At 59.3% G+C, this 24,153-nt stretch carries 29 protein-coding genes; 14 read left to right on the top strand and 15 right to left on the bottom strand.

Features of this window, described 5'->3' with window-relative positions:
• Positions 1 to 2: 2 nt before the first annotated feature.
• On the bottom strand, positions 3 to 785 hold the full coding sequence (mlaE, locus tag ACMGG9_RS20820; RefSeq protein ID WP_033644495.1) for a lipid asymmetry maintenance ABC transporter permease subunit MlaE: 783 nt from the start codon (positions 783 to 785) through the stop codon (positions 3 to 5).
• A gap of 4 nt (positions 786 to 789) precedes the next feature.
• Positions 790 to 1,605 (bottom strand): phospholipid ABC transporter ATP-binding protein MlaF, encoded by an 816-nt coding sequence (gene mlaF / locus ACMGG9_RS20825; protein WP_033644494.1) that lies wholly within the window; start codon positions 1,603 to 1,605, stop codon positions 790 to 792.
• Positions 1,606 to 1,907: 302 nt separating this feature from the next.
• Between mlaF and ACMGG9_RS20830 the strand changes: the two genes are divergently transcribed.
• The 13 genes from ACMGG9_RS20830 to ACMGG9_RS20890 all read left to right on the top strand — a co-directional run bounded on the left by ACMGG9_RS20830 (position 1,908) and on the right by ACMGG9_RS20890 (position 10,965).
• Entirely contained in the window at positions 1,908 to 2,885 is a 978-nt protein-coding gene (locus tag ACMGG9_RS20830; protein WP_033644493.1) for a calcium/sodium antiporter, read from the top strand.
• 16 nt (positions 2,886 to 2,901) lie between these two features.
• Positions 2,902 to 3,888 (top strand): arabinose-5-phosphate isomerase KdsD, encoded by a 987-nt coding sequence (gene kdsD / locus ACMGG9_RS20835; protein WP_033651252.1) that lies wholly within the window; start codon positions 2,902 to 2,904, stop codon positions 3,886 to 3,888.
• Between the two features lie 17 nt (positions 3,889 to 3,905).
• On the top strand, positions 3,906 to 4,460 hold the full coding sequence (gene kdsC / locus ACMGG9_RS20840; RefSeq protein ID WP_004937049.1) for a 3-deoxy-manno-octulosonate-8-phosphatase KdsC: 555 nt from the start codon (positions 3,906 to 3,908) through the stop codon (positions 4,458 to 4,460).
• Positions 4,457 to 5,035, top strand: coding sequence for an LPS export ABC transporter periplasmic protein LptC (lptC, locus tag ACMGG9_RS20845; protein WP_033644491.1), 579 nt, complete (start codon positions 4,457 to 4,459; stop codon positions 5,033 to 5,035). The genes kdsC and lptC overlap by 4 nt, the downstream gene beginning before the upstream one ends.
• Entirely contained in the window at positions 5,004 to 5,543 is a 540-nt protein-coding gene (gene lptA, locus ACMGG9_RS20850; RefSeq protein WP_025160121.1) for a lipopolysaccharide ABC transporter substrate-binding protein LptA, read from the top strand. Before lptC ends, lptA begins: the two co-directional genes overlap by 32 nt.
• 6 nt (positions 5,544 to 5,549) lie before the next feature.
• On the top strand, positions 5,550 to 6,275 hold the full coding sequence (gene lptB / locus ACMGG9_RS20855) for an LPS export ABC transporter ATP-binding protein (RefSeq protein ID WP_042785437.1): 726 nt from the start codon (positions 5,550 to 5,552) through the stop codon (positions 6,273 to 6,275).
• A 52-nt stretch (positions 6,276 to 6,327) separates the two neighbouring features.
• The gene (rpoN, locus tag ACMGG9_RS20860) at positions 6,328 to 7,761 is read left to right on the top strand and encodes an RNA polymerase factor sigma-54 (RefSeq protein WP_004937039.1); all 1,434 of its coding nucleotides are present in this window, start codon (positions 6,328 to 6,330) and stop codon (positions 7,759 to 7,761) included.
• Positions 7,762 to 7,784: 23 nt separating this feature from the next.
• Complete coding sequence (gene hpf / locus ACMGG9_RS20865; protein WP_004937038.1) at positions 7,785 to 8,072, top strand: ribosome hibernation promoting factor; 288 nt, start codon at positions 7,785 to 7,787, stop codon at positions 8,070 to 8,072.
• Between the two features lie 155 nt (positions 8,073 to 8,227).
• Positions 8,228 to 8,689 (top strand): PTS IIA-like nitrogen regulatory protein PtsN, encoded by a 462-nt coding sequence (ptsN, locus tag ACMGG9_RS20870; RefSeq protein WP_016930212.1) that lies wholly within the window; start codon positions 8,228 to 8,230, stop codon positions 8,687 to 8,689.
• Between the two features lie 127 nt (positions 8,690 to 8,816).
• The gene (gene rapZ / locus ACMGG9_RS20875; RefSeq protein WP_015379177.1) at positions 8,817 to 9,671 is read left to right on the top strand and encodes an RNase adapter RapZ; all 855 of its coding nucleotides are present in this window, start codon (positions 8,817 to 8,819) and stop codon (positions 9,669 to 9,671) included.
• A complete protein-coding gene (gene npr / locus ACMGG9_RS20880; protein WP_004937034.1) occupies positions 9,668 to 9,940 on the top strand; it encodes a PTS phosphocarrier protein NPr in 273 nt (90 codons plus the stop codon). Before rapZ ends, npr begins: the two co-directional genes overlap by 4 nt.
• Positions 9,941 to 10,234: 294 nt before the next feature.
• Positions 10,235 to 10,546, top strand: coding sequence for a type II toxin-antitoxin system HigB family toxin (locus ACMGG9_RS20885; protein WP_004937033.1), 312 nt, complete (start codon positions 10,235 to 10,237; stop codon positions 10,544 to 10,546).
• Entirely contained in the window at positions 10,543 to 10,965 is a 423-nt protein-coding gene (locus ACMGG9_RS20890; protein WP_033644489.1) for a helix-turn-helix domain-containing protein, read from the top strand. Before ACMGG9_RS20885 ends, ACMGG9_RS20890 begins: the two co-directional genes overlap by 4 nt.
• Positions 10,966 to 10,969: 4 nt before the next feature.
• On the opposite strand, the gene ACMGG9_RS20895 is transcribed toward ACMGG9_RS20890, so the two are convergent.
• The 10 genes from ACMGG9_RS20895 to ACMGG9_RS20940 form a co-directional block, all read right to left on the bottom strand.
• Positions 10,970 to 12,886 carry a BglG family transcription antiterminator gene (locus ACMGG9_RS20895; protein WP_033644486.1) on the bottom strand — a complete coding sequence of 639 codons (1,917 nt, stop codon included), beginning with the start codon at positions 12,884 to 12,886 and terminating at the stop codon, positions 10,970 to 10,972.
• A gap of 51 nt (positions 12,887 to 12,937) precedes the next feature.
• The gene (locus ACMGG9_RS20900; protein ID WP_164106529.1) at positions 12,938 to 14,152 is read right to left on the bottom strand and encodes a lactonase family protein; all 1,215 of its coding nucleotides are present in this window, start codon (positions 14,150 to 14,152) and stop codon (positions 12,938 to 12,940) included.
• 285 nt (positions 14,153 to 14,437) lie between these two features.
• Positions 14,438 to 15,178 (bottom strand): 2-dehydro-3-deoxy-phosphogluconate aldolase, encoded by a 741-nt coding sequence (gene dagF, locus ACMGG9_RS20905; RefSeq protein WP_033651249.1) that lies wholly within the window; start codon positions 15,176 to 15,178, stop codon positions 14,438 to 14,440.
• Positions 15,175 to 16,293 carry a DgaE family pyridoxal phosphate-dependent ammonia lyase gene (locus ACMGG9_RS20910; protein ID WP_042785440.1) on the bottom strand — a complete coding sequence of 373 codons (1,119 nt, stop codon included), beginning with the start codon at positions 16,291 to 16,293 and terminating at the stop codon, positions 15,175 to 15,177. Before ACMGG9_RS20910 ends, dagF begins: the two co-directional genes overlap by 4 nt.
• Positions 16,277 to 17,416 (bottom strand): amidohydrolase/deacetylase family metallohydrolase, encoded by a 1,140-nt coding sequence (locus ACMGG9_RS20915; protein WP_414161699.1) that lies wholly within the window; start codon positions 17,414 to 17,416, stop codon positions 16,277 to 16,279. Before ACMGG9_RS20915 ends, ACMGG9_RS20910 begins: the two co-directional genes overlap by 17 nt.
• A 63-nt stretch (positions 17,417 to 17,479) precedes the next feature.
• Complete coding sequence (locus tag ACMGG9_RS20920) at positions 17,480 to 18,130, bottom strand: DUF4310 family protein (RefSeq protein WP_004937013.1); 651 nt, start codon at positions 18,128 to 18,130, stop codon at positions 17,480 to 17,482.
• Between the two features lie 11 nt (positions 18,131 to 18,141).
• A complete protein-coding gene (locus ACMGG9_RS20925; protein WP_004937006.1) occupies positions 18,142 to 18,918 on the bottom strand; it encodes a DUF4311 domain-containing protein in 777 nt (258 codons plus the stop codon).
• A 30-nt stretch (positions 18,919 to 18,948) separates the two neighbouring features.
• Positions 18,949 to 19,245 carry a DUF4312 family protein gene (locus tag ACMGG9_RS20930; protein WP_004937003.1) on the bottom strand — a complete coding sequence of 99 codons (297 nt, stop codon included), beginning with the start codon at positions 19,243 to 19,245 and terminating at the stop codon, positions 18,949 to 18,951.
• Positions 19,245 to 19,610, bottom strand: a complete 366-nt coding sequence (locus tag ACMGG9_RS20935; protein ID WP_004937000.1) for a glycine-rich SFCGS family protein — start codon at positions 19,608 to 19,610, stop codon at positions 19,245 to 19,247. The genes ACMGG9_RS20930 and ACMGG9_RS20935 overlap by 1 nt, the downstream gene beginning before the upstream one ends.
• 36 nt (positions 19,611 to 19,646) lie before the next feature.
• Positions 19,647 to 19,973, bottom strand: a complete 327-nt coding sequence (locus ACMGG9_RS20940; protein ID WP_089192640.1) for a glycine dehydrogenase — start codon at positions 19,971 to 19,973, stop codon at positions 19,647 to 19,649.
• A gap of 444 nt (positions 19,974 to 20,417) precedes the next feature.
• On the opposite strand from ACMGG9_RS20940, the gene rnk reads away from it, so the two are divergent.
• Positions 20,418 to 20,828: a nucleoside diphosphate kinase regulator gene (gene rnk, locus ACMGG9_RS20945; protein ID WP_004936993.1), complete on the top strand. Its 411-nt coding sequence runs from the start codon at positions 20,418 to 20,420 to the stop codon at positions 20,826 to 20,828.
• Positions 20,829 to 20,865: 37 nt separating this feature from the next.
• On the opposite strand, the gene ACMGG9_RS20950 is transcribed toward rnk, so the two are convergent.
• Genes ACMGG9_RS20950 through ACMGG9_RS20960 form a run of 3 tightly spaced genes read right to left on the bottom strand, consistent with a single transcriptional unit; the run spans position 20,866 to position 23,979 of the window.
• Entirely contained in the window at positions 20,866 to 21,654 is a 789-nt protein-coding gene (locus ACMGG9_RS20950; RefSeq protein ID WP_033644477.1) for a sulfite exporter TauE/SafE family protein, read from the bottom strand.
• Complete coding sequence (locus ACMGG9_RS20955) at positions 21,647 to 22,528, bottom strand: formyltransferase family protein (RefSeq protein ID WP_164106536.1); 882 nt, start codon at positions 22,526 to 22,528, stop codon at positions 21,647 to 21,649. The genes ACMGG9_RS20950 and ACMGG9_RS20955 overlap by 8 nt, the downstream gene beginning before the upstream one ends.
• A complete protein-coding gene (locus ACMGG9_RS20960) occupies positions 22,525 to 23,979 on the bottom strand; it encodes an FAD/NAD(P)-binding protein (RefSeq protein ID WP_164106538.1) in 1,455 nt (484 codons plus the stop codon). The genes ACMGG9_RS20955 and ACMGG9_RS20960 overlap by 4 nt, the downstream gene beginning before the upstream one ends.
• Positions 23,980 to 24,153 lie beyond the last annotated feature (174 nt).

A 24,153-nucleotide genomic window follows, 5' to 3' on the forward strand; every position in this document is an offset into this window, starting at 1 on the left:
AATCAATTCCCAAACATCAGTGCGGTCAGCACGAAATCCAATCCCAACACCGCCAGTGACGAATGCACCACGGTACGCGTCGTCGCCCGGCTAATCCCTTCAGAGGTAGGCACGGCGTCATACCCGTTGAAAATGGCAATCCAGGTTACGGTAATGGCGAATACCACGCTCTTGATCAGACAGTTGAGCAGATCTTTTTTCCACTCTACGGCGCCTTGCATCGCCGACCAGAAGAAGCCGCTGTCGATGCCCTTCCAATCCACGCCGACCACCGAGCCGCCCCAAATGCCGATCGCCACGAAGATGATGGTCAGCAGCGGCATGCTGATCATCCCCGCCCAGAAACGCGGCGCCACGATGCGCCGCAGCGGATCGACCGCCATCATTTCCAGGCTGGAGATCTGTTCCGTCGCCTTCATCAGGCCGATTTCCGCCGTGAGCGCGGAACCGGCGCGGCCGGCGAACAGCAGCGCCGTCACCACCGGCCCCAGCTCGCGCAGCAGCGACAGCGCCACCATCATGCCGAGGCTGGCTTCAGCGCTGTAGGTGGTAAGCACGATATACCCCTGCAGGCCCAGCACCATGCCGATAAACAGCCCGGAAACCATGATGATCAGCAGCGACTGCACGCCGACGCTGTAAAGCTGTTTCAACAACAGCGGCCACTGCTTGCCGGGTTCCGGCCGGCCAATCAATGCGTTGAACAGCATCAACCCGGCGCGGCCGAAGCTGGCGCTGGTGTTGATGCCACTGCGCCCCAGAGACGCTAACGCTCTTAATAACATGAGCTTATTTACTCCCTAAGCCTAGCAGTTCAGTCTGATAATCCCCGGCCGGATAGCGGAACGGCACCGGTCCATCCGCTATACCATCCAGGAACTGGCGCACGCGCGCATCAGGATTGTTCTGCAATTGCTGCGTGGTGCCTTCGGCAATCACCCGGTGATCGGCCACGATATAGGCGTAGTCGGCGATGCTCAGCACCTCCGGCACGTCGTGCGACACCACGATGCAGGTAATGCCCAGCGCATGGTTCAACTCGTCGATCAGCTTGACCAGCACCCCCATGGTGATCGGATCCTGGCCGACGAAAGGTTCGTCGAACATGATCATCTCCGGGTCCAGCGCGATCGCGCGCGCCAACGCCGCCCGGCGCGCCATGCCGCCGGAGAGTTCATTGGGCATCAGCTGCGCCGCACCGCGCAGCCCGACCGCTTCCAGCTTCATCAGCACCGTGCTGCGCAGCAGGGGCTCAGGCAGGTTGCTGTGCTCACGCAACGGGTAGGCCACGTTTTCGAATACGGTCAAATCGGTGAACAGCGCGCCCGACTGGAACAGCATGCTCATCTTTTTGCGCGCGTCGTACAACTGACGGCGGGACAATGCGGGAATGTTGTCGCCGTCAAACCAAATCTCCCCGCGGTCCGGCGTCAGCTGACCGCCGATCAGACGCAGCAGCGTGGTTTTGCCGATGCCCGACGGCCCCATGATCGCCGTGATCTTACCGCGAGGCACCGTCAGGTTGATGTCTTCAAATATCCGCCGGTCGCCGCGCGAGAAGCTCATGTCGCGCACTTCGACCAAATTATCTGCCTTTTGGAGCATGTTAATGGACCCTTTACGACTCATCTTTTGCTGAATCTACCCGTGATGTTAAAGCAATGGGCGCAATCCGTCTCATCTTTACAAAAACTTACTGCCATTTCGCAACCAATGATGCCATTGGTTTTACTTTTCCGCGCCACCCGGTCAAAATTGGCGCCATAACGAAAAAAAACGAAAGTGTTCAACAATTAGCCGGGAAAAACCGTTGCTGCGCTCAAGCGCACGCACCGGAGGGCAAGCAATACCGCCGCATTGACGGCTTTAACCAACGAACCGGGATAATACCCGACAAAGGACCCTGCATGTTTCTCGCAATAGCATTATTAATCGTTGGTTTATTTCTACTGGTGTATGGTGCAGACCGCTTAGTTTATGGTGCTGCCGTGATTTCCCGTTCGCTTGGCGTGCCGCCGTTGATCATCGGCATGACCATCGTCGGCATCGGCACTTCACTGCCGGAGCTGATCGTGTCCACCACCGCCGCGCTGAACGGGCAGATAGATATGGCCGTTGGCAACGTATTAGGTTCCAACATCACCAACATTTTATTGATCCTGGGCGTCGCAGCGCTGATTCACCCGCTGGCTGCACGATCGGAAATACTGCGGCGCGAACTGCCGCTGATGTTAGCGGTCACAGTATTGTGCGGTTTCGTGTTGATGGACGGCACCCTGAGCAGACTGGACGGCGTGCTGCTGCTGACCGCCGCCGCCGGTTTCATCCTGCTGATGCTGAAAATCGCCCGGCTGGCGCAGCGCGAGGGCAGCGACAGCCTGACCATGGAGCAGATCGCCGAACTGCCGCAGGACAGCAGCAATACCGTAGCGGTGCTGTGGCTGGTGCTGGCGTTTATCATTCTGCCGCTCTCTTCCAGAATGGTGGTCGATAACGCGACGGTGATCGCGCACTATTTCGGCCTGAGCGAACTGGTGGTCGGCTTGACCATTATCGCCATCGGCACCAGCCTGCCCGAGCTGGCCACGTCCATCGCCGGAGCATTAAAGGGCGAAGATGATATGGCGATTGGCAATATCATCGGCTCCAATATTTTCAACACGGTGATCGTGCTGGGCGTCCCCGCCCTGCTGTCGCCGGGCAGCGTGGACGCCGCCGCCTTCCAGCGCGATTACTGGGTGATGCTGGCGGCCAGCGTGCTGCTGAGCGTGCTGTGCATCGGCCGCAAACACCGCATCGGCCACCTGGCCGGCGCGCTGTTATTATGCGGCTTTATTGCGTATCTTGCGGTGCTGTTCTTTAACCCTTTCAGTACTTTCGGCTAAACCGACGGGAATGAGTATGTCGAACATTGAGTTGCAACCGGGCTTCGATTTTCAACAGGCCGGCAAAGAAGTGCTTCAGATAGAGCGTGACGGGCTGGCTCAGCTCGACAGCTACATCAACGCAGACTTCACCCGCGCCTGCGAAACGATCGCCACCTGCGGCGGCAAAGTGGTGGTGATGGGCATGGGTAAATCCGGCCATATCGGCTGCAAGATCGCCGCGACCTTCGCCAGCACCGGCACCCCCTCATTCTTCGTGCACCCGGCGGAAGCCAGCCATGGCGATTTGGGCATGGTCACTGCGCAGGATATCGTGCTCGCCATCTCCAACTCCGGTGAGTCCAGCGAGATCCTGGCGCTGATCCCGGTGTTGAAACGGCAGCGGATCACCCTCATCTGCATGACCAACAATCCGGAAAGTTCGATGGGCAAGGCGGCGGACATCCACCTGTGTATCAAGGTGCCGCAGGAAGCCTGCCCGCTGGGGCTGGCGCCGACCACCAGCACCACCGCCACGCTGGTGATGGGCGATGCGCTGGCCGTCGCGCTGCTGAAGGCGCGCGGTTTCACGCCGGAAGATTTCGCGCTGTCGCATCCGGGCGGCGCACTCGGCCGCAAGCTGCTGCTGCGGGTTAGCGATATCATGCACAGCGGCGACGAAATGCCCCACGTCAGCGCCGACGCCTCATTGCGCGACGCGCTGCTGGAAATCACCCGCAAAAATCTGGGTCTGACGGTGATCTGCGACGATCTGATGAAAATCGCCGGCATCTTTACCGATGGCGACCTGCGCCGGGTGTTCGATATGGGCATCAACCTGCACGAAGCCAAGATCGCCGATGTCATGACGCCGGGCGGCGTGCGGGTGCGTCCCAACCTCCTGGCGGTCGATGCGCTGAATCTGATGCAGCAACGCCACATCACCGCGCTGCTGGTTGCCGATGGCGACCAGTTGCTGGGTGTGGTACATATGCATGACATGCTGCGCGCCGGCGTCGTTTAATTAAGGAATAGAACGGAATGGGTATGGTAGAAACCTGCTACGGGCCGGTAGAACAAGAGGTTATGGCGCGTGCCGGGAACATCCGCCTGTTGATTTGCGATGTTGACGGCGTACTGTCAGACGGCCTGATCTTCATGGGCAACAACGGTGAAGAATTGAAGGCGTTCAACGTGCGCGACGGTTACGGCATCCGCTGTCTGAAAACCTCCGACATCGAGGTGGCGATCATTACCGGTCGCTCCGCCAGGCTGCTGGAAGACCGCGCGCAAACGCTCGGCATCACCCATCTGTATCAGGGGCAATCCGATAAGCTTTTGGCCTTCCGCGAACTGTTGGATAAACTGTCGTTAACGGCGGATCAGGTCGCCTATATCGGCGATGACCTGATCGACTGGCCGGTGATGGCGCAGGTAGGCCTGGCGGTCGCGGTCGCAGACGCTCATCCGCTGCTGACGCCGCGAGCCCACTACGTCACCCGCATTGCCGGCGGCCGCGGCGCGGTGCGCGAACTGTGCGACATCATTCTTTTGGCTCAAAATAAGCTGGAGGACGCCAAAGGGCTGTCGATATGAGTAAAACCAAACTTTGGATCACCATCCTGTTGACGGTGATCGTTCTGGCGCTGATCGGCTGGAACATGACGGACTTCAGCGACGATACGGCTCCTGGCCCGGCTAACGATCAGGATCCGACCTACCAGAGCCAGCACACGGTCACCGTGGTGTACAATCCGGCCGGTAAACTGAATTATAAGCTGGTGGCGGAAGACGCGAAGTATTACACCGCCGGCGAGCTGAGCTGGTTCACCCAGCCGGTGATGACGCTGTTCGACGAGAATGCGGTGGCCACCTGGTCAGTTCGCGCCGATCGCGCCAAACTGACGAAAGACCGGATGCTGTATCTGTATGGCCACGTCGAGGTAAACAGCCTGACCACCACCTCGCAGCTGGAAAAAATTAAGACGGACAACGCTCAGGTAAACCTGGTCACCCAGGACGTCACCTCCGATGACGAAGTCACGCTTTACGGGACCAATTTTACCTCTAACGGCATGAAAATGCGTGGGAACCTGCGGACCAAAACCGCTGAGCTGATTGATAAGGTTAAGACCAACTATGAAATCCAGAACCAAAAACCAACTCCGTAATCTGTTGATCGGCAGCTTAGTTTTGGCCGCCAGCGCCCCTGCTCTGGCGCTGAAATCCGACTCCAGCCAGCCGGTCAGCATCGACTCGCTCAAGCAGTCGTTGGATATGCAAAGCAACGTCAGCACCTTTACTGACAACGTGGTGATCAAACAGGGCACCATCGATATCCGCGCTGACAAGGTGGTGGTCACCCGTCCGGGCGGAGATCAGAATAAGACCTATATTGAAGCGTTCGGCAACCCGGTAACCTTCTACCAGATGCAGGACAGCGGCAAGCCGGTCAAAGGCCACGCGCAGAAAGTGCGTTACGACGTGGCGACCCAGTTGGTGACCCTGACGGGCAACGCCTATCTGGAGCAGCTCGACAGCAACGTGAAAGGCGATCGCATCACCTATCTGGTGCAACAGCAGCAAATGCAGGCGTTTAGCGACAAAGGCAAACGCGTGACAACGGTTCTGGTACCGTCGCAGTTGCAAGACAAAAACGGGCAAAAAAAGAGTAACTAATCACTTATGGCAACACTCATCGCAGAAAACCTGGCGAAAGCCTACAAGGGCCGTAAAGTTGTCGAAGACGTCAGCCTGAAAGTGAAATCCGGCGAGATCGTCGGCCTGCTCGGCCCGAACGGCGCCGGTAAAACCACCACCTTCTACATGGTGGTCGGCATCGTGCCGCGCGACGCCGGGCGCATCGTGATCGACGAGGAAGACATCAGCCTGTTGCCGCTGCACGCCCGTGCGCGCCGCGGCATCGGTTACCTGCCGCAGGAAGCGTCGATCTTCCGCCGCCTGAGCGTGTACGACAACCTGATGGCGGTGTTGGAGATCCGTCCCGATCTCACCAGCGAACAGCGCGAAGACCGCGCCAAAGAGCTGATGGAAGAGTTCCATATCTCCCATCTGCGCAACAGCCTCGGCCAGGCGCTGTCCGGCGGTGAACGCCGCCGCGTCGAAATCGCCCGCGCGCTGGCGGCCAACCCGAAATTCATTCTGCTGGACGAACCCTTCGCCGGGGTGGATCCGATTTCCGTTATCGATATCAAGAAAATCATCGAGCACCTGCGTGACAGCGGCCTGGGCGTGCTGATCACCGACCACAACGTGCGCGAGACGCTGGACGTATGTGAACGCGCCTACATCGTCAGCCAGGGCAAACTGATTGCCCACGGCACGCCGGATGCTATTCTGGCCGACGAGCAGGTTAAACGCGTTTATCTGGGCGAAGAGTTCCGCCTCTAAGCGCCGGCGCGTCCTGCGGGACGACACCGTTAACGGAAGTAGACAGAAAACTATGAAGCAAGGTTTGCAACTCAGGCTCAGCCAACAGCTGGCCATGACACCTCAGCTCCAGCAGGCGATCCGCCTGCTGCAGTTGTCCACGCTTGAGCTTCAGCAAGAGATCCAGCTGGCGCTGGAGAGCAATCCGCTGCTTGAACAGACCGATCTGCACGACGAAATCGACGCCAAAGAAACCCAGGAGACCGAGGGGCTCGATACCCGCGAGGCCTTGGAGCAGAAAGACATGCCGGAAGAGCTGCCTCTGGACGCCACCTGGGATGAAATCTATACCGCGGGCACGCCGTCCGGCACCGGCACCGACTACAGCGACGACGAGCTGCCGGTCTATCAGGGCGAGACCACCCAAACGCTGCAGGATTATCTGATGTGGCAGGTGGATCTGACGCCGTTTTCCGATACCGACGCCGCCATCGCCACTTCCATCGTCGACGCGGTGGATGACACCGGCTATCTCACCGTCCCGCTGGAAGACATTCTGGAAAGCCTGGGCGACGAGAACGTGACCCTCGAGGAAGTCGAGGCGGTGCTGAAGCGCGTGCAGCGTTTTGATCCGATCGGCGTCGCCGCGCGCGATCTGCGCGATTGCCTGCTGGTGCAGCTCTCCCAATACGCCAAAGATACGCCTTATCTGGCCGAAGCGCGGCTGATCATCAGCGAGCATCTGGATCTGTTGGCCAACCACGACTTTCGCAGCCTGATGCGATCAACCCGGCTAAAAGAAGATACACTGAAAGAAGCGATGCTGCTGATTCAGTCGCTCGATCCGCGCCCGGGGCAGTCGATCAATACCGGCGAATCGGAATACGTCATTCCGGACGTGCTGGTGCGCAAGACGCAGAACAAATGGACGGTCGAGCTCAACGGCGACAGCGTGCCGCGTTTGAAGATCAATCAGCAGTACGCCGCGCTGGGCAACAGCGCCCGCAGCGAAGCCGACGGCCAGTTCATCCGCAGCAACCTGCAGGAAGCCAAGTGGCTGATTAAAAGCCTGGAGAGCCGCAACGAGACGTTGCTGAAGGTCACCCGCTGCATCGTCGATCAGCAGCAGGCGTTCTTCGAGCAAGGCGAAGAGTTTATGAAACCCATGGTGCTGGCGGATATCGCCCAGGCCGTGGAGATGCATGAATCGACGATCTCGCGCGTCACCACGCAGAAGTTTCTGCACAGCCCGCGCGGCATTTTCGAATTGAAATATTTCTTCTCCAGCCACGTGAATACCGACAGCGGCGGCGAAGCCTCCTCGACGGCGATCCGCGCGTTGGTGAAGAAATTGATTGCGGCGGAAAACCCCGCCAAACCGCTCAGCGATAGCAAGCTGGCCACCCTGCTCGCCGATCAGGGGATCATCGTGGCCCGGCGCACCGTCGCCAAGTACCGAGAGTCTTTGTCCATCCCGCCGTCGAACCAGCGCAAACAGTTGGTTTGACCTCTATTGAGAAGGAAGACACTATGCAGCTCAACATTACCGGACACCACATCGAAATCACCGATCCGTTGCGCGAGTTCGTGAACAACAAGTTCGCCAAACTCGAACAGTATTTTGATCGCATCAATCAGGTGTATGTTGTATTAAGTGTGGAAAAAGTGCAGCAAATTGCGGAAGCAACGGTGCACGTGAATGGAGGCGAGTTGCACGCCACCTCGGAAGACGAGAATATGTATGCCGCAATTGATACGCTGATCGACAAATTGGCACGTCAATTGAACAAACATAAAGACAAATTGAAGCAACACTGACACCCTGACCCATTCCGTGAGGCGGCATCCATCGCCGCCTCTCCCTTCGGCGCGTGACCCGCATGGGTGACGCGCCGAACGGTAATCAGGGTCAAAACCGACGAAAAACCGCCTTGCCGGGTTCGCCCGGCGGCGCGGTTTTAAGTGAAGATGAGATGAACAACGAATATATGCAATTAAGCTCGGTGTTAAACATCGAGTGCACCAAAAGCTCGGTACACTGCACCAGCAAGAAGCGGGCTTTGGAAATTATCAGCGAACTGGCCGCCAAACAGCTCAATCTGCCTTCGCAGGTGGTGTTTGACGCGGTTCTCACCCGGGAGCGCATGGGCAGCACCGGTATCGGCAACGGTATCGCCATTCCCCACGGCAAACTGGAAGAGGACACACTGCGGGCCGTTGGCGTGTTTATCCGTCTCGACCAACCCATCGCTTTCGACGCTATCGACAATCAGCCGGTCGATCTGCTGTTTGCGCTGCTGGTGCCTGCCGATCAGTGCAAAACCCATTTGCATACGCTGTCGCTGGTCGCCAAACGCCTGGCAGACAAAACCGTATGCCGCCGCCTGCGCGCCGCGCAGAGCGACGAAGAACTTTACCAAATCATCACCGAGTGATGCCCGGCCGGCGTGACTTCCAGCCCGGATAACGATACTGTTTTACGATGATGGATCCGGCTGCGGCCGGAATAACAAAGTTTAACGGTGGCGATGAACGCCGCCGCGATGCCAGGGGAGTTGCCACATGGTGCTGATGATTGTCAGCGGCCGTTCCGGTTCCGGAAAATCCGTCGCCTTGCGGGCGCTGGAAGACATGGGTTTTTACTGCGTTGACAACCTGCCGGTGGTTCTGCTGCCGCAGCTCGCCAATACGCTGGCGGAACGCAATATCTCCGCGGCGGTCAGCATCGACGTGCGCAACATGCCGGAATCGCCGGAAGTGTTCGAATACGCGATGACTCAGCTGCCGGACAGCTTCTCGCCGCAGCTGCTGTTCCTCGACGCCGATCGCAACACGCTGATCCGCCGTTACAGCGACACCCGCCGCCTGCACCCGCTCTCCAGCAAAAACCTGTCGCTGGAAAGCGCGATCGACGAAGAGAGCGATCTGCTCGAACCGCTGCGCTCGCGGGCTGACCTGATTATCGACACCTCGGAAATGTCGGTGCACGAACTGGCCGAAATGCTGCGCACCCGCCTGCTCGGCAAGCGCGAGCGCGAACTGACGATGGTGTTCGAATCCTTCGGCTTCAAGCACGGCATTCCGATCGACGCCGACTACGTGTTCGACGTGCGCTTCCTGCCTAACCCGCACTGGGATCCGAAGCTGCGGCCGATGACCGGTCTGGACAAGCCGGTAGCGTCGTTCCTCGATCGCCATACCGAAGTGCATAACTTCATTTACCAGACCCGCAGCTATCTGGAACAGTGGCTGCCGATGCTGGAAACCAACAATCGCAGCTACCTGACGGTCGCCATCGGCTGTACCGGCGGCAAACACCGTTCGGTGTACGTGGCGGAACAGCTGGCCGATTACTTCCGCTCGCGCGGCAAGAACGTGCAATCGCGCCACCGCACGCTGGAAAAGCGCAAGCAATGACGGTCAAACAGACGGTTGAAATCAAAAACAAGCTGGGCATGCACGCGCGCCCGGCGATGAAACTGTTCGAACTGGTGCAAAGCTTCGACGCCGAAGTGATGCTGCGCAACGAAAGCGGCACCGAAGCCGAAGCCAGCAGCGTCATCGCGCTGCTGATGCTGGACTCCGCCCAGGGCCGGCACATCGAAGTCGAAGCGACCGGCCCCGATGAAGTCAACGCGCTGGCGGCGGTGGTCGAGCTGTTCAACTCCGGGTTTGATGAAGATTAGTCGCTGAGACTCTTCCCATGCGTCGCCTCGGCGCATGTGTTGCCTCCGCCCCTCCCATAACGTAGCCCTCCCGTTTCTCATTTTGCGAATCCGCTTCCAGAATCAGCCGTAACCGCCTGTAAATTCACGTCATGGATTTACCCCCACCACGGTAATCGCAATAGTGTGTAACGCAAAAACAGACAACAGGCGGATGTTTCCCCACGCTTTGCTAGCGGGACAACAGAAAGTTTACAATTTGTGAACTTCACCGGCAGTCGCTATAATGTTCACCGGGTAGGAATCGAAGGAACGATGCATATCATTTCCAGGGAACCGTTCAATAACGCAACGAAGCAATATCCCAATGAAGCCACTGCTCTCGAGGCCATTTATAAAGCGTTGCGACGGGGTGAGTTCCGCACGCCGGACGAGTTAAAAGCGCTTTTTCCTTCGCTCGATCGTATGAAGTACAAAGAGAAATGGTGGGTCATTGACGTCGGCGGCAACCACCTGCGGATCTTGTTCTTTGCCAGCTTCGAGACACAGAAAGTCTTCATAAAGCATATCGTTAGCCACGCCGAATACGACAAGCTGATGCAGCACTATCGAAGGAGTTCGTCATGATTACAGATGCCATTAAGGCGGCCGATGCGCTACTGCGCGCCGTACCCTTATTGCAGGGCAGCCACGCTCAGCAAGACTACCGAGAAGCGCTCGAATTGGTGGAATATCTGCTGGAAAACGATGAACGCCATCCGCTGATTGACATGTTGGCAAAAAAAATCGCCGAATATGAAGACAACAGCGCCGAATTTACCGCATTCAACCAGCGTATCGCCCAACTCCCGCAGGGGGTGGCCGCGCTTCGCGTATTGATGGAACAGCACCAACTCAGCCAAAGTGATTTTGAACATGAGATCGGCAAAAAGTCGTTGGTCAACCAAATCCTGAACGGCAAAAGATCGCTGACCATTCCGCACATTATGGCGCTGGCCAAACGCTTCAATCTGCCCCCAGCCCTGTTCCTGCCGGAAGCAGATTAGCCCCTCAACTCCGGCTCAGGCAGTCCAGCGCCACCGCTTTGAAGCTGTCGAAGCTGTCACTGCCCAGCAGGCGGCTCATTGAGCGTTCACGCACGAAGGTGACGAACAGCTCGTAGATCGCCATCGCCTCTTCATAGTCGCTCTTGCTGATCGCCAGCAGGAAAATCACGTGCGCGACCTCGCCCTCGCCCCAGGCGACGCCCTGCGGCGCCAGCAGCGTCACCACCACGGTCTTTTTCGCCAGCAGCCCCAGCGAGTGCGGCAGCGCGATGCCTTCGCCCAGCAGCGTGGAGACGATCGCCTCGCGTTCGACCACCGACGGATAAAAGTCCGCGCCGACGTACCCTTCCCGCTCCAGCTGGCCGCACACCCGGCTGAACAGCTCCGCCTGCGTCAGCGGCTCGTTGAGCACCATGAAATGTTCGGCGTCGAAGAACTTCTCCAGCATGTACGGTCTGGTGCGATCCACCAGCACCAGTTTGCCCAGTTGCTCCAGCTGATAATCGGTCGGGAACGGCGACATCACCACCACCGGCTTGTTCTTCTCGCCGATGCGGGCGTTGGAAATCACGAAGTCTTCGTCGATGTGCGCGAGCATCTCGTAATCGCGCAGCGAGACGATGCGCGTCATCACCAGCTGCGGGTACTTGCGCGCAATCTGCGCCTGGATCATCCGCACCGTCGAGTTGCCGGTGTCGCACACCAGCATCACCTGCGGGTGGCGTTCATAACCGATGTTGTAATGTCGCTCCAGCCCCACGCCGATATGCAGCACCAGATAACCGATTTCGTTCTCGCTCAGCGTATAAGGCGTGTACTTGCCCCAGCTGGAGACCGCCGCCAGCGTCACGTCGTAAGCCATCGGATAGTGCTGCTTGATGTTGGCCAACAGCGGATTGGGGATGTTGATCTGGTATTTCACCCGCGTAATCATGGTCTTGATATGGGTAAGCAGATCGGCCCGCAGCTGCTCGTCGCCCTGCAGGTTGTAGTTATAGTGTGCGTTGATGTAGGAAAGAATGTAGTCCACCAGCGCTTCTTCATCGTCGGCGTTGATTTCTGTCGGCTGCACGTCTTGCACGCGGCGCGCGGCGATATTGACCCGCAGATAGGCCTCTTCGGCCATCGAGATCTCTTTGCCGGAGGCCGCACGCAGCTCCGCCGCCAGGCGGGTCGACACCTGGCGCACCGCCTCGTCGCCGTCCTCCACCTCGAAGTCCGACAGCGGATAGCCATCGTTGATGCGCCGCAGCGCCACCGCGCAGTAGAAAATCAGGTACTGCTCGCCCTCGTCGGTCAGGCGAATGGCGTATTGCGACAGCAGCGGGTGCAGCAAGCCGGCGAACGCCGCCACCTGCGGCTGCAGCAGGATCTCGTTGTTGAGCAGCGGGTTCTCGGCGTCGGCCAGCTGCAGTTGGAACAGCAGGTCGGTCAGGCAGGCGCGGATCGCCATCTCCGCGCCGAACAGCTTCATGCCGTAACGCGGCTTGGTTTCGATCGTCAATTGATAGTGCGCCAGACGCTCTCTCACCTCAGCCATGTCGTTTTGCAGCGTGCCGCGGCTGACAAACCACTCGTCAGCCAGATCTTCCAGTTTGAGGGAGAAGGCTGAGGTCAAAAAACGCACCAGCAGATAATGCACCCGCTCCTGCGCGCTGCGCGGGGTGGCGTGTTTGCGGCGCTCCTGATGCTGCAGGGCGCTGAACAGCGCAGCATTATCGACCTGCAAACGATAGCCGGCCCCGCGGCTATGCACGAAGCGCGCGCCGTATTTGTCCAGGATCTCGTTCAGCGCGGTGATATCCGCCCGCACCGTGCGGGTAGACACGGCGAAACGCTTCGCCAGCTCATCCTGCGGCAAAGTCTCGGTTTGCAAAGCATCGAACAAGTAAGCCAAACGCGGGTAAGGAAATCGCACCATTCTGTGTCCGTCAATCAGGCAACCCGCCCGGTGAACCGGGCGGGCCACGGGTTACTTCGGCGGCGGCAGGAACGCCATTTGCGAGGGGCTGCCGATCGGCAGATAGCCGCCCACAAAGCTGAGTTTGCCGTCCGTCGGGTTGACGCTGAAGCGGGTGACGTTATCGCTGCGCTGGTTCAACGCATACAGATAGCGGCCATCCGGGCTCAGCGCCAGCGAACGCGGATAATCGCCGCGGGTCCAGGTTTCCGCCACCGGTTTCAACTCACCGCCGGCGCCTACGCTGAACTGGGCAATGCTGTTATGCAGCCGGTTGGCGACGTACAGCGTGTCGCCGTTCTTGCTGAGCGCCAGCCCCGAAGCGAAGCTGGTGCCCTGATAGTCGGCGGGCAGCGCGGAAACCGCATGCAGTTGTTTCAGAGTACCTTTTTGGCGATCAAAACGGTAGCTGGTCAACGTCGAGGCCTCTTCGTTCACCAGCAGCACGGTTTCGCCGTCCGGATGGAACACAAAGTGACGCGGCCCCGCGCCGGCGGAAGAGGCGGCGATCCACGGCGGATCGTTCGGCGTCAGCCGGCCGCTCGCGGCGTCAAAGCGCCATTGGTAGATGCGATCCAACCCCAGATCGGTGGAGAACACGAACTTGCCGCTCGGATCGCTGGCGATCATATGGGCATGCGGACCGTTGTGATCGCTGATGGCGAAGCTGCCGTTCACCGCCGCCGCCGGTTTGGCCGCGCCCGCCGGGCCCTGTTGCTGCTGCACCGAGCTGGCGGCGCCCAGGCTGCCGTCCGCTTCAATCGGGAAGACCGCCACGCTGCCGCTGACGTAGTTCGCCACCAGCAGATGCCGCCCGTCCGGCGTCGAGGTGAGATACACCGGCCCCGCCCCCTGCGAATCCACCTGGTTGAGCTGCGTCAGTGCGCCATCGGCCGGATTGATCCGGTAGGCGGTGATGCCGCCGTGCTTGCCGCCGTTGAAATCGGCCACTTCGCTGGCGACATACAGCGTTTTGCCGTCGACTCCCAGCGTCAGCTGCGCCGGATTCGGCACGTTGCTGACCAGCGTAACCTGGCTCAACGCGCCGCTGGCCGGATCGACCCGCACTCGGTAAACGCCTTCGCCGTTGGGATTGTAGGTGCCGATATAGGCAAAATGAGATGACGTGGAGTTCATTGCATCCTCAGCATGCAGCGCCGGGCCGGTCACGGCCAGCAGCGCTATAAACAACGCGGTGCGTCGGGTTGGAGCCTGCCAGTTTCGCATAGTAGTCCTCAATATATACCCGTCATCTTTCAAGCCGCAGCGTTGTTGGCTGCGCAGTTACTCGGCCCATCCATGGGCCTCACCCCTTCGGGGCCGCTGCAAGCAGCGTTTAAATCTGCTCCCGGCAGATTTTTCACCCCAGTCACTTACTTCAGTAAGCTCCTGGGGCTCCTGCGCTTGCCGCCTAGCTGCAACTTGAAAGCTATAGGCTATAGGTAACGGCGCGGCATGCCGCGCCACGGGAAAACCTTCGCCTCCCAGCGTTTACCTCATCCCATTACGCGTTCAACCCACCAGCTTTTTGGTCATCGCCAGCAGGGCTTTCACGTCCTGCGGACGCGTATCGCCGCTGGTGGCGTCGATGATCGAGCTGTAGATATGCGGGATCACGCGTTTCACGCCGGCCGCCAGCGCGATCTCGACGATCGGCTCAAAGTTCTCCAGATCGATACCGCCGGTCGGCTCCAGCATGAAGTCATGCTCGGCGCAGGCCTTGGCTACGTACTGGTACTCGTCCTTGCACTTCAGGCCACCCATCGGGAAATACTTGATGGAGCTGCCGCCCATGTCTTTCAGCAGGGCGATGGCGGTTTCCACCGGCACGATGCCATCCGGCGCCGCGGCGCTCAATGGGCCGGTAGAGATCTTCACCCAACCGACGCGGCCGGTCGGCGACACCAGGCCGTTGACCACGCTGTCGTTCTGGCCCAGCAGCGCGCGGCTGGCGCCGACGCCGGTGAACACCTGGTTAACGTGCTGCGGCTGCACCTGCTGAGCGATCAGGCTGACCATCGCCGACTGCTTCGGATCGCCGGCACCCAGGCCGACCGAGAGCGCGTTTTCAATCAGGCGCGCATAGCGCAGCATGTCGGTCACCGCGCTGTCGACGTCCGGGTAGTTCTTGGAGAGCACGCCCACCAGCACATGGCCTTCCGCCGCGGCGTAGATGTCCTGCGCGTTGGCTTTGGAGCCGGCCAGCACGTTCAGGCAGACGCGGTCGCGATAGTAGTTAGGCTGCAGCTTCATGCTTGTTTCTCCGTAAACAGATTTTTGATACAGGTAAAGACGGTCATCAGTTGCCGCTCGTCGACGCTGCGCACGTCGACCTCAATCTTGCCCTCGTTGGCCTTGTAGCCGCGGAAGTAGATGGCGATATCGCCGGTTTTCAGCGCCTGGACGATGTCATAAGTCGACCGCCCCAGCACCGCTTCGTCAAAGGCGATCTCGGCGCGGGCGATATCGCGGCCGGCGCTGTCCCAGACGGTCCTGGCGCTGACGCCGGTCAGGGTGTTGAGGCTGTCGAGGAACGGCGTCATCCGCTCCACCATCTGTTGCCCGGTGGTTTTCTCAAGCGTCAGATAGCTTTCAATCGCCTGGGTCAGGCCGAGGATGCCCTCTTTGCCGACCTTCATCGCCCGGCCGATGCCGCCGGATTGCAACTTCACCCACTCGACGTACTGTTTCTTGCCGATCACGAGACCGCTGGTCGGCCCCTCGATGGCTTTGGCGCCGCTGTAAATCACCAGATCGGCCCCCATCTGGTAATAACACATCAGATCTTCTTCCGCCGCGGCGTCGACGATCAGCGGCAGGTTATGTTTGCGCGCCACCACCGCCGCCTGCTCGACGGATAGAATGCTTTTCTGCACGCAGTGGTGCGATTTGACGTACAGGATCGCCGCAGTCTGCGGCGTGATGCAGGCTTCAATCTGCTCCGGCGAACATTCGTTGGCGTACCCCGCCTCCACCACCTTGCCGCCGCCCAGCGCCACCATGGTGTCCACCGGCGCGCCGAAGTTGACGTTGTGACCGCGCGGCAGCACGATCTCGCGCGGCACGGCGATCGGCGCCGAATGCAGGTTCACCAGCAGATTGGCGTTATCTTTAACGATCACCGCCGCCACCGACTGGGCGATGCCCGCCGAGGCGCAGGAGACGATCACCGCATCTTCCACGTTGAGCAGATCGGCGATGTAGGCGCCGGTCTTGTTGACCAGATCCTTGATTTCGAAATAGTGGTTCAGGCCGTAATCAACGGCGTCGATCACGTCCTGGCGCGGCGTGGAAACGCCGAGAATGGTCATGCGGCCGGAGGTGTTGATCACCTGCTTCAAACCGTATTTTTCATAAATCGAAGACATGGCTTGCCTCCCCTTGTTCGGTTAATAGGATTTCCCCGGCCACCACCGCGGCCAGCGGCACCAGCAGCCGTTCGCCCTCGGCGGTTTGCCCTTCGGCGTCGGCGAATACCTGCGGTTCGCAGCGCAGCTCAAACAGCGTGAAATCGGCGTCATAGCCCGGCTCCAGCCGCCCTTTGCCGCTCAGCTGCAGGGCCGACGCGGCGTTCTCCGTCACGCAGGCGATCACCTGCGGCAGCGTCAGGCCGACGCTGAAGAATTTGGACATCACCGTCGCCAGGCTGTGCACCGGCCCGTTCATGCGGTTGCGGCAGTAAATATCGGAGCTGATGGTGTGCGGCAAAATGCCCAGTTTGATTGCCTGGCGCGCCACCTCGAAGCTGAAGCTGGCGGTGCCGTGCCCTACGTCGAGCAATACGCCGCGCCGCAGCGCGCGCTGGATAGACTCGCGCAGCGTGCCCGCCGGCGTCAGAATGCGGTTCGGTTTGCCGTTGTAGCAGTGGGTGATAATGTCGCCACGGGTCAGCAGATCGGCGATGTCGTCCAGATCCGGCGGGTTATTACCGATATGCACCATCAGCGGCAGCTGGCGGTTTTCCTGCTGGATCTCTTTGGCCAACACCAGCGGCCGGGTGCCGTTCTTGCCCACCACGCTGCTGCTCATGCGCGCCTTGATGCCGATGATAAAGCCGGGGTGGTTGGCGATGGCCTGGCCGGTCTCGCGCTTGTCGATGTCCGTCAACTCCGCCAGCTCGTTCTGCCGCAGCAGGCCGATGCGCGAGATATTGAGGAAGGCGAAAACGTTGGTTTTGGCGCTGCGCGTCAGCTGATAAAAGGCGTCGATATCGTCGGCACCGGCGCTGCCGGCATCGACCACGCTGGTGACGCCGCTGGCGACGCCGACCCGATCCGGCTCGTCATGGTAGATCGGCGATTCGGGATAGCAGTGCACGTGCGCATCGATCCAACCGGCACTCAGGCGGCAGTTGCCCGCCAGATCCAGCTGGCGAACGGCGCTGACGTCCGCCGCCAACCGCCCCACCGAGGCTATTTTGCCGTCTTTCACCGCCAGATCGATCAGCGTATCGTCCGCCAGTCTGGCGCCTCTGATTACTAAGTCATACATACCGCATTGCTCCTGTTAGCCCGGGCGCCGCCGCAGCATCGGGCGGCGCCTGGCGCAGGCCTCTTAAGAAATGGCTACCGGGAAGATCGCCCCCAGGATCATCGCGCCGAGGATCGCTCCGCCGGTGATCGGTTTACCCCAGATATAGAACAGCAGCGCGCCGAGCAACGAACCGATGCCGATCGGGATCGAGGCGGTCATCGCCGACAGGATGATCAACGGCCCGAGGAAGCGGCCCGAGGAGTTGCCCGCGCCCATCATCACGTCAGCCCCGTAGGTGGAGTTGCTCTGATTGATGGTGAATTTGCGCGCCAGAATGATCACATAACCGATCGCCAGGCCGATGATCAGGCCGGTAGCCAGCGAAGCGGCGAAGTTGGCGACCGGGAACACGATGCCGGCCCCCAAAAGCAGCGCCGGTACGCCCAGCCCGACGCCGGTCTGGATCGCGCCGCCAATGTCGAGGATGCCTACCAGCGAACCTTCGATGATGCGCGCGAACAGGAAGCTGGCGCCGAACGCCGCCACCGCGCCGTACACGCCGGTATCCATCCCCGCCCGCAGCATGGAGACGAAGGCCACTTCGTTAAAGGCGCCGATGCCGTACAGGTAGTACATGTGCGTCCCGGCGAACACGCCGGAGGACAGCAGGCCAACAAAAATCGGGAATGACCAGTCGGCGTACCAGAAGCCTTTTTGGGTTTGCTCTTCCATCATCCCGCTCCTTATTTACCGCTCAGGGTGTTGTGAATGGCGTCCAGCCAGCCCGGCACGCCGAGGCTGAAGGACTCGAGAACTTTCATGTCGAAGCCGCGGAAGAAGCCGCTCAGCACGAACAGCAGCACGATCACCGCCATCATGATCTTGGTGATTTTGTTCCAGCCGCTCTCTTCCACGCCTTTGCCGATCAGAATGCCCAGCACCAGGCCCGGTACGGCGTTGCCCATGATCAGCTGCGCCAGGCCGCCGAAAATGGTGCCCCAGAAGCCGGAACGGCGCCCGGCGTCGATCGCCGCCAGCCAGAAGATCACCGGCATCACGGTGTTCACCAGCAGGTTGGCCGCCGGCACCAGCACCTTGATCGCGGTGACCTGCAGCGCGGCAGGCACGGCGGAAGCGGTGGTATTGAGGAAGGCCACCACCAGCATGCCGATGATGCCGCAGGCGATGGCCATTTTTTTCGGATCGTGCAGCGTTTGCGCCAGATTGCGGTTCTTGACCATCAGGGCCGCCGCGCCCCAGTGCGGGATGATGCGGTGATCGACGTCCTGCGTGAAGGAGCCCGCCGCCACGGAAGACGCCCAGGCGTTGAAGAAGAAGCCCAGACCGAATGAGAAGTGGGAAGCCGGATCGCCCTCGCAGGAGTTCAGCTCGCCCAGGGTACGAAACGCCCCCATGCCCTGTGTTGTCGGCGCGTGGAACATGCGTGCGGCGCCGGCCCCTACGCCGACCCCCACCAGCCCACCGATAATAATCGATTTAAATAAGATGATTAAAAACATCAGTATACCCTTTCATTTATGCTAACGTTTTTATTTCGTGACGAAGACAACCTTCTCGGTATTGATAATGGTTACGTTCACGGTTATTTCCAGAGAAACGGCATAGCTCTTTCTTTCACGCGGCAAAAAGAAGAAAAGAAATTTCTCTTTTGTTATTTTCTCTTCCGCTTTCACCACGCTGACGTCCTGCGGCTCGATGCGCAGCAGAATATTGTTGGTGGACTTTAATACCGCGCCCTGCACATTAGCCAAGGCGGAAGCAAAAGCTTTCGCTTTGCTGTCGCCTTTACCCTCCACCTTTACCGATGTGGTATATTGCTCTTTCATTATGGGTTGCCATGTTTTTTGACGTAGGCTTCCACCAGTTTCTGGCCCAGCTCTTCTTTATCCATAAAGCCGAACCCCAGCACGTTGCAGCCTTCGTTAATTGCCGTCACGCCCTCTTCCACCGAACGCATGCCGTATTTGGCTTTGTAGCCGTATTTGGTTTGCGCGGTAATCGCGCCGGCGCCGCCGCTGCCGCAAAAAGAGATGCCCAGCTGCGCGTTTTCCGCTTTCATGACGTCGCCCAGCTTCATATCCGCCGCCACGCCGGGGATAACCACCGCTTTTCCGCCTGCGTTTTCAACGCCCTGGCCGACTTTTTGCCCTTTGCCCAAACGATCGCCGATCACTACGGTAATTTGACCCATGGTATATTCTCCTGATTGAAATCGATGCGTTAACCGCTATGCGTTATTATCTTTCGCCACTTCGAAGTGCACTGAAAGCAAATAGGCTTCTTCGATAGGCAATGTGCCAAACTGATCCACCACGCGCTCCGCCATTTGCATGGACTCGGCGGAAATTTCGTCGAACAGTGATTTATCCACCTCCGGCAACGGCTCACCGGTTATTGAGCGCAGCACCATGGCGCGAATATGCGATTCCAGCATCTGTTGCTGCACCGCATTGGTATAAATATTCTCAGCATTCAGCATCGCGGTAATATCCGCCAGCACCCGAGCGGTGATCTCACCGGCTTCGCTGATATCGGATTGTTCAATTTCTTTTATCGAAGCAGATCCATCATTCACTTTTCAGTACCCCTAGATCCCACATTAATCAGTAAGCCGTAAAGCGCATCACCTGAATAACCCGCTTTCTGTGATGTCTTTACCCTACCCCCGGTAAGATTTTCTGTGGAGACCGGTTTTTTCCAGTTCGAAGTGGAAATCGAATGACGCGCGGAGATCCATTTCGCAAAACGGCGTTAAGGCGAAAAAGTAAATGAGATAACAATTACATAACCCGGCTAACGGTTTTTTTTGCCTCGATTGACGATAAAAGCCTTCGTGATCGGGATCTCTTTCTTTTCTCGCCCCAACCGCCTACTATCAATGGGACAAATCGACATTACCCACACCCCCGCTCCTCTGGCGCGGGGGTGTTGCTTTGTGTTGTTTTTCCGAATTTATGGGTGCACAGACTGGCGCCCTTTGATTTGACTGGAGAGTGGAATGACCAAACCCATCATTACTATTAATGAGCTGGATGCGGAACGCCTGGATGCGCTATTGGAACAACCGGCCTTTGCCAACACCGACGTCGCCGCCGCGCTGAACGACGAGTTGGATCGCGCGGAAATCCTGCCGCCGGAGAAAATGCCGGCCAACGTGGTGACCATGAACAGCCGCGTGCGTTTTCGCGATCTGCACACCGATGAAGAGCACGTGCGCACGCTGGTTTACCCGGCCTCGCTGAAAGACAGCCACGATCAGCTGTCGGTGATGGCGCCGCTGGGCGCAGCGCTGCTCGGCATGCACGTCGGCAAGCAGATCTCCTGGCAATTGCCGAACGGTGAAGAAGCGCGGATTGAAGTGCTGGAATTGCTGTACCAGCCGGAAGCGGCGGGCGAATACCACCGTTAAGCGGTTCTCAGGGCGGCATCCGGCCGCCCTTTCTGTTTCAGAGGCAGATAGCGATCAGCACGGCGATCAGCAGCAGCACGTAGATTTTGGCATGCAGCGCATCGCTCACCTTCGGCAAACAGCGCCTGGCAAACACGATCCCCGCAATCCCCGCCACCACCAGCAGCCCCAAAATGTTCAGATTGACGTAGCCCAGATACTGCGGCCCGCTCATCTCGCGCCACCCCAACACGATATACATCAGCGCCCCGATCACCGCCACCGGGATCGACAGCGGGTTGGCGGCGCTGACGCAATACTTCATGTCATAGCCATGGCGGCGCAGCAGCGGCACGGTCATCACGCTGCCGCCCACCCCCAGCAGCGTGGCAATGCCGCCGATCAGCGGCCCGCCGCCCCACAGCGTGGCAGGGGAAAGTTCAGCGCGCGCCGGTTTGGTCAGGAACCCCCGGCGGAACAGACAGTCGGCGATGGTCACCGCCATATAGGCCACGAACAGCACGCGGATCACGCCGTCCGCCAGCAGCGAGGAGGCAAACGCGCCCAGCGCCGCGCCGATGCCGATGAAAAAGATCAGCGGCACGATGGTTTCCCGCAGCAGGTTGCCGCTGCGCCAGTTGGTCAGGGTGGCGTACCCCGCGTTGAGGATCATCACCGCCGTCGAGGTCGCCACCGCAATATGCATCGCCTGGCCGGGCTGCTCGCCTGAGGCGGAGATCAAATGGTAAACGAAAGGCACCACCACAAAGCCGCCGCCGAAGCCGAACAGAATGGTGGTGATGCCGGTCAGAAAACCGGCACCCAGAACGATTAACATTTCAATCATGGCCGTGCGCCCGCACGAAGTCGTCGAACCCGGCGCAGAACTGCCCCGCCAGCGGGTGGAAACGATCGCCGACGAACAGCCCCAGATACTGCTCGCGCACGGCGTCGTGATCCACCAGCTCAATGCCCGCCTGTTCCGCCTGCGCCAGCGTCTGCGCATCCGGGAAGCCCCAATAGCGCGAATCGCCCTGCTTTTCCGCCGCTATCGCTTCGCTCCGTTCCGCCCGCATCAGCTGGCGCGCCAGGAAGGTGCCGCTCTGCACGCCCAGCAACATCATGTTTTCCAGGAACGACAGGTCGTGGCGCAGCTCGGCGGGCAGGCGGGCGAGCACCGGGCCGGCATCCCAATGTTCGTCCATTTCATGCAGCGTCACCGCACAGTCCTTGTCACCGTTCATCATCGCGCGGAACAGCGTCATCACCCCGCGATAGCGCGGCAAGTCGCCCGGATGCAGGTTCCACAGCAGCTTGCCGCGCCGGCTGAAGGCGCGCACATAGTCGGCGGAAAATTTCTGATAACAGCGCAAAGAAATCACCCCGTCCATATGACCCAGGCTGCTGATAAACGCGGCGTCATTGATGTCGAGAATGCGATGCGCTTTAACCCCGGCGGCGGCCAGGAACAGTGCCGGCGGCTGATAGGCGCCCTCACAGGCGGCGGCGTTGCGGCCAACGAACGGGAACACGAAATCGTTCAGCACCTCGCGCTCATACAGCCCCAGGCGGCGAACCGCCGGCTCTTGGGCGCGGCCGCCGCTTTTCGCCAGGGGGAAATACACCGTAAAAGCACACTCGCCTTTCAGGGCGGCGATCAGATCCTGACACACCAGCCAGGAGAAAATGTCGTTGCCGACAAAGAGCGCTACGTTTTTCATGCTTCAGCCTTCTTTGCGTTGAAAATAGGGTTGTTAAACACGATTTTGCTGATATCTCGCGTGATGGATTCCATCGCCGAGGTGTAAAAAAGGTCGCCCTTGGCGGGCGCACCGAGCGAGTAGAGATGCTGCTCGCGGCCGCGGCGATCGGCGATTTTCAGCGTGTGCGGGTTGCACTTCACGCCGCCGAACAGGTTCTCCTGCACCACCCCGTCTTGCAGCAGTTGATGGCTCAGGCGGTTGGGCGGCAGTTGATAGGAAGGCGTGGTGCAGTTGAACAGATACTGCGCATGCACCCGCGTCTCATGGCAACGAAGGATAAATCCGTCCGTCCCCTTGCTGATATCCGCCAGGCCACCGCAGGCGCGCAGGCGTTGGCTCTCCAACGCCGCCACGATCTTGTAGGCGTTCTTGATCGGCATGGCGTGCCGATTGCGCATCCAGGAGGAGTTGTAAAAGCGCATGAAGATCTGCCGGTTGTTGGCATCCATTTTGACCCAGGCGGCGCACACCGTCGGATGGATCGCCGCCAGGTAGCTGCAGATGTGCTCCCGGGCAAAGCGCGCCCGGTCGAGGCTGTCCGCCAGATCGCGGTAGCAATCGCGCCTTTCCCCCAGCGCCGAGAGCACCGTCAACCGTTCCGGCCCCGGATAGTGACGCGCCAGCGCGGCGTTGATCGCATGCACCAACTGATGCGCATCAATAAAATCGTTACCGGCGACAAAGCGCCGCAGCCCCTCAACAAACGCCTCCGGCGGCGGACGCATCAACGCCGGTTGCACGCTGGGGAACAGGCCCGAACGCGACAGGGCGCAGATATCGGTGGCCCCCAGGCGCTCCATCAGTTCAACGATGGCGTCGATCGCCGTCAGGCTGCAGCCGATCACGCCGATGGTTGAGTAAGGGTTGATCGGCGGCAGATCCCGGTGGGCCTGATAAGCGATCACCCCGTCCACCGGATAGAGACATTCCGGCGGGTTATGCCCAGAACACAGCACCAGCGCGTTCATCTGTTCGGCGGCGCCGCAGGCGGTGGTCAGCCGATAGCCTGCCTCGTGCGGCGCAATGGCATTCACTTCGGCGGTCACGAAATTCAGCGCCACGTTGCTGTCCGCCGCCATATACATCGTCATGTCGCGAATAAAATCGAGATATTCCCGATACAGCCAACGCGGCGGATAACGATCCTGGCAAAACTGCGGGAAATGCATGGCGATCCAATCGACGAAGTGCGCGTCGTCGAAAATATCCGCCGACATATTTTCTGGCGTCATATTTAATATATGGCTGTCAAAATCGCTGCTGTATGCCATACCGCCCTTGAAGCCCTGCTTGTCGAACACCGTCAGGGAAAGCGGCCTTTTGCAATGATTAACCGACTTATTTTTTATAAAGTTATACGCAAAAGAGATGCCGGCGGCTCCGCCGCCAATCACACCGAACTTATACATGAAATATCACCTTATAGTCATTGAACTGCGCTAAGAACTATTGCTTCAGGTGTTGGAATAAAATGACGATTTATTCCTTATTAACTTCTTGTATTGCGAGAACGAAAACCTTCTTCTCACCCCGGTGTGAAAACTTGCGCGGGCTTTATGGCCGATAAAATAACGGCGCCCCGG

It is taken from the genome of Serratia sp. BNK-10 (assembly GCF_047456065.1).
Taxonomy (GTDB): Bacteria; Pseudomonadota; Gammaproteobacteria; order Enterobacterales; family Enterobacteriaceae; genus Serratia; species Serratia ureilytica.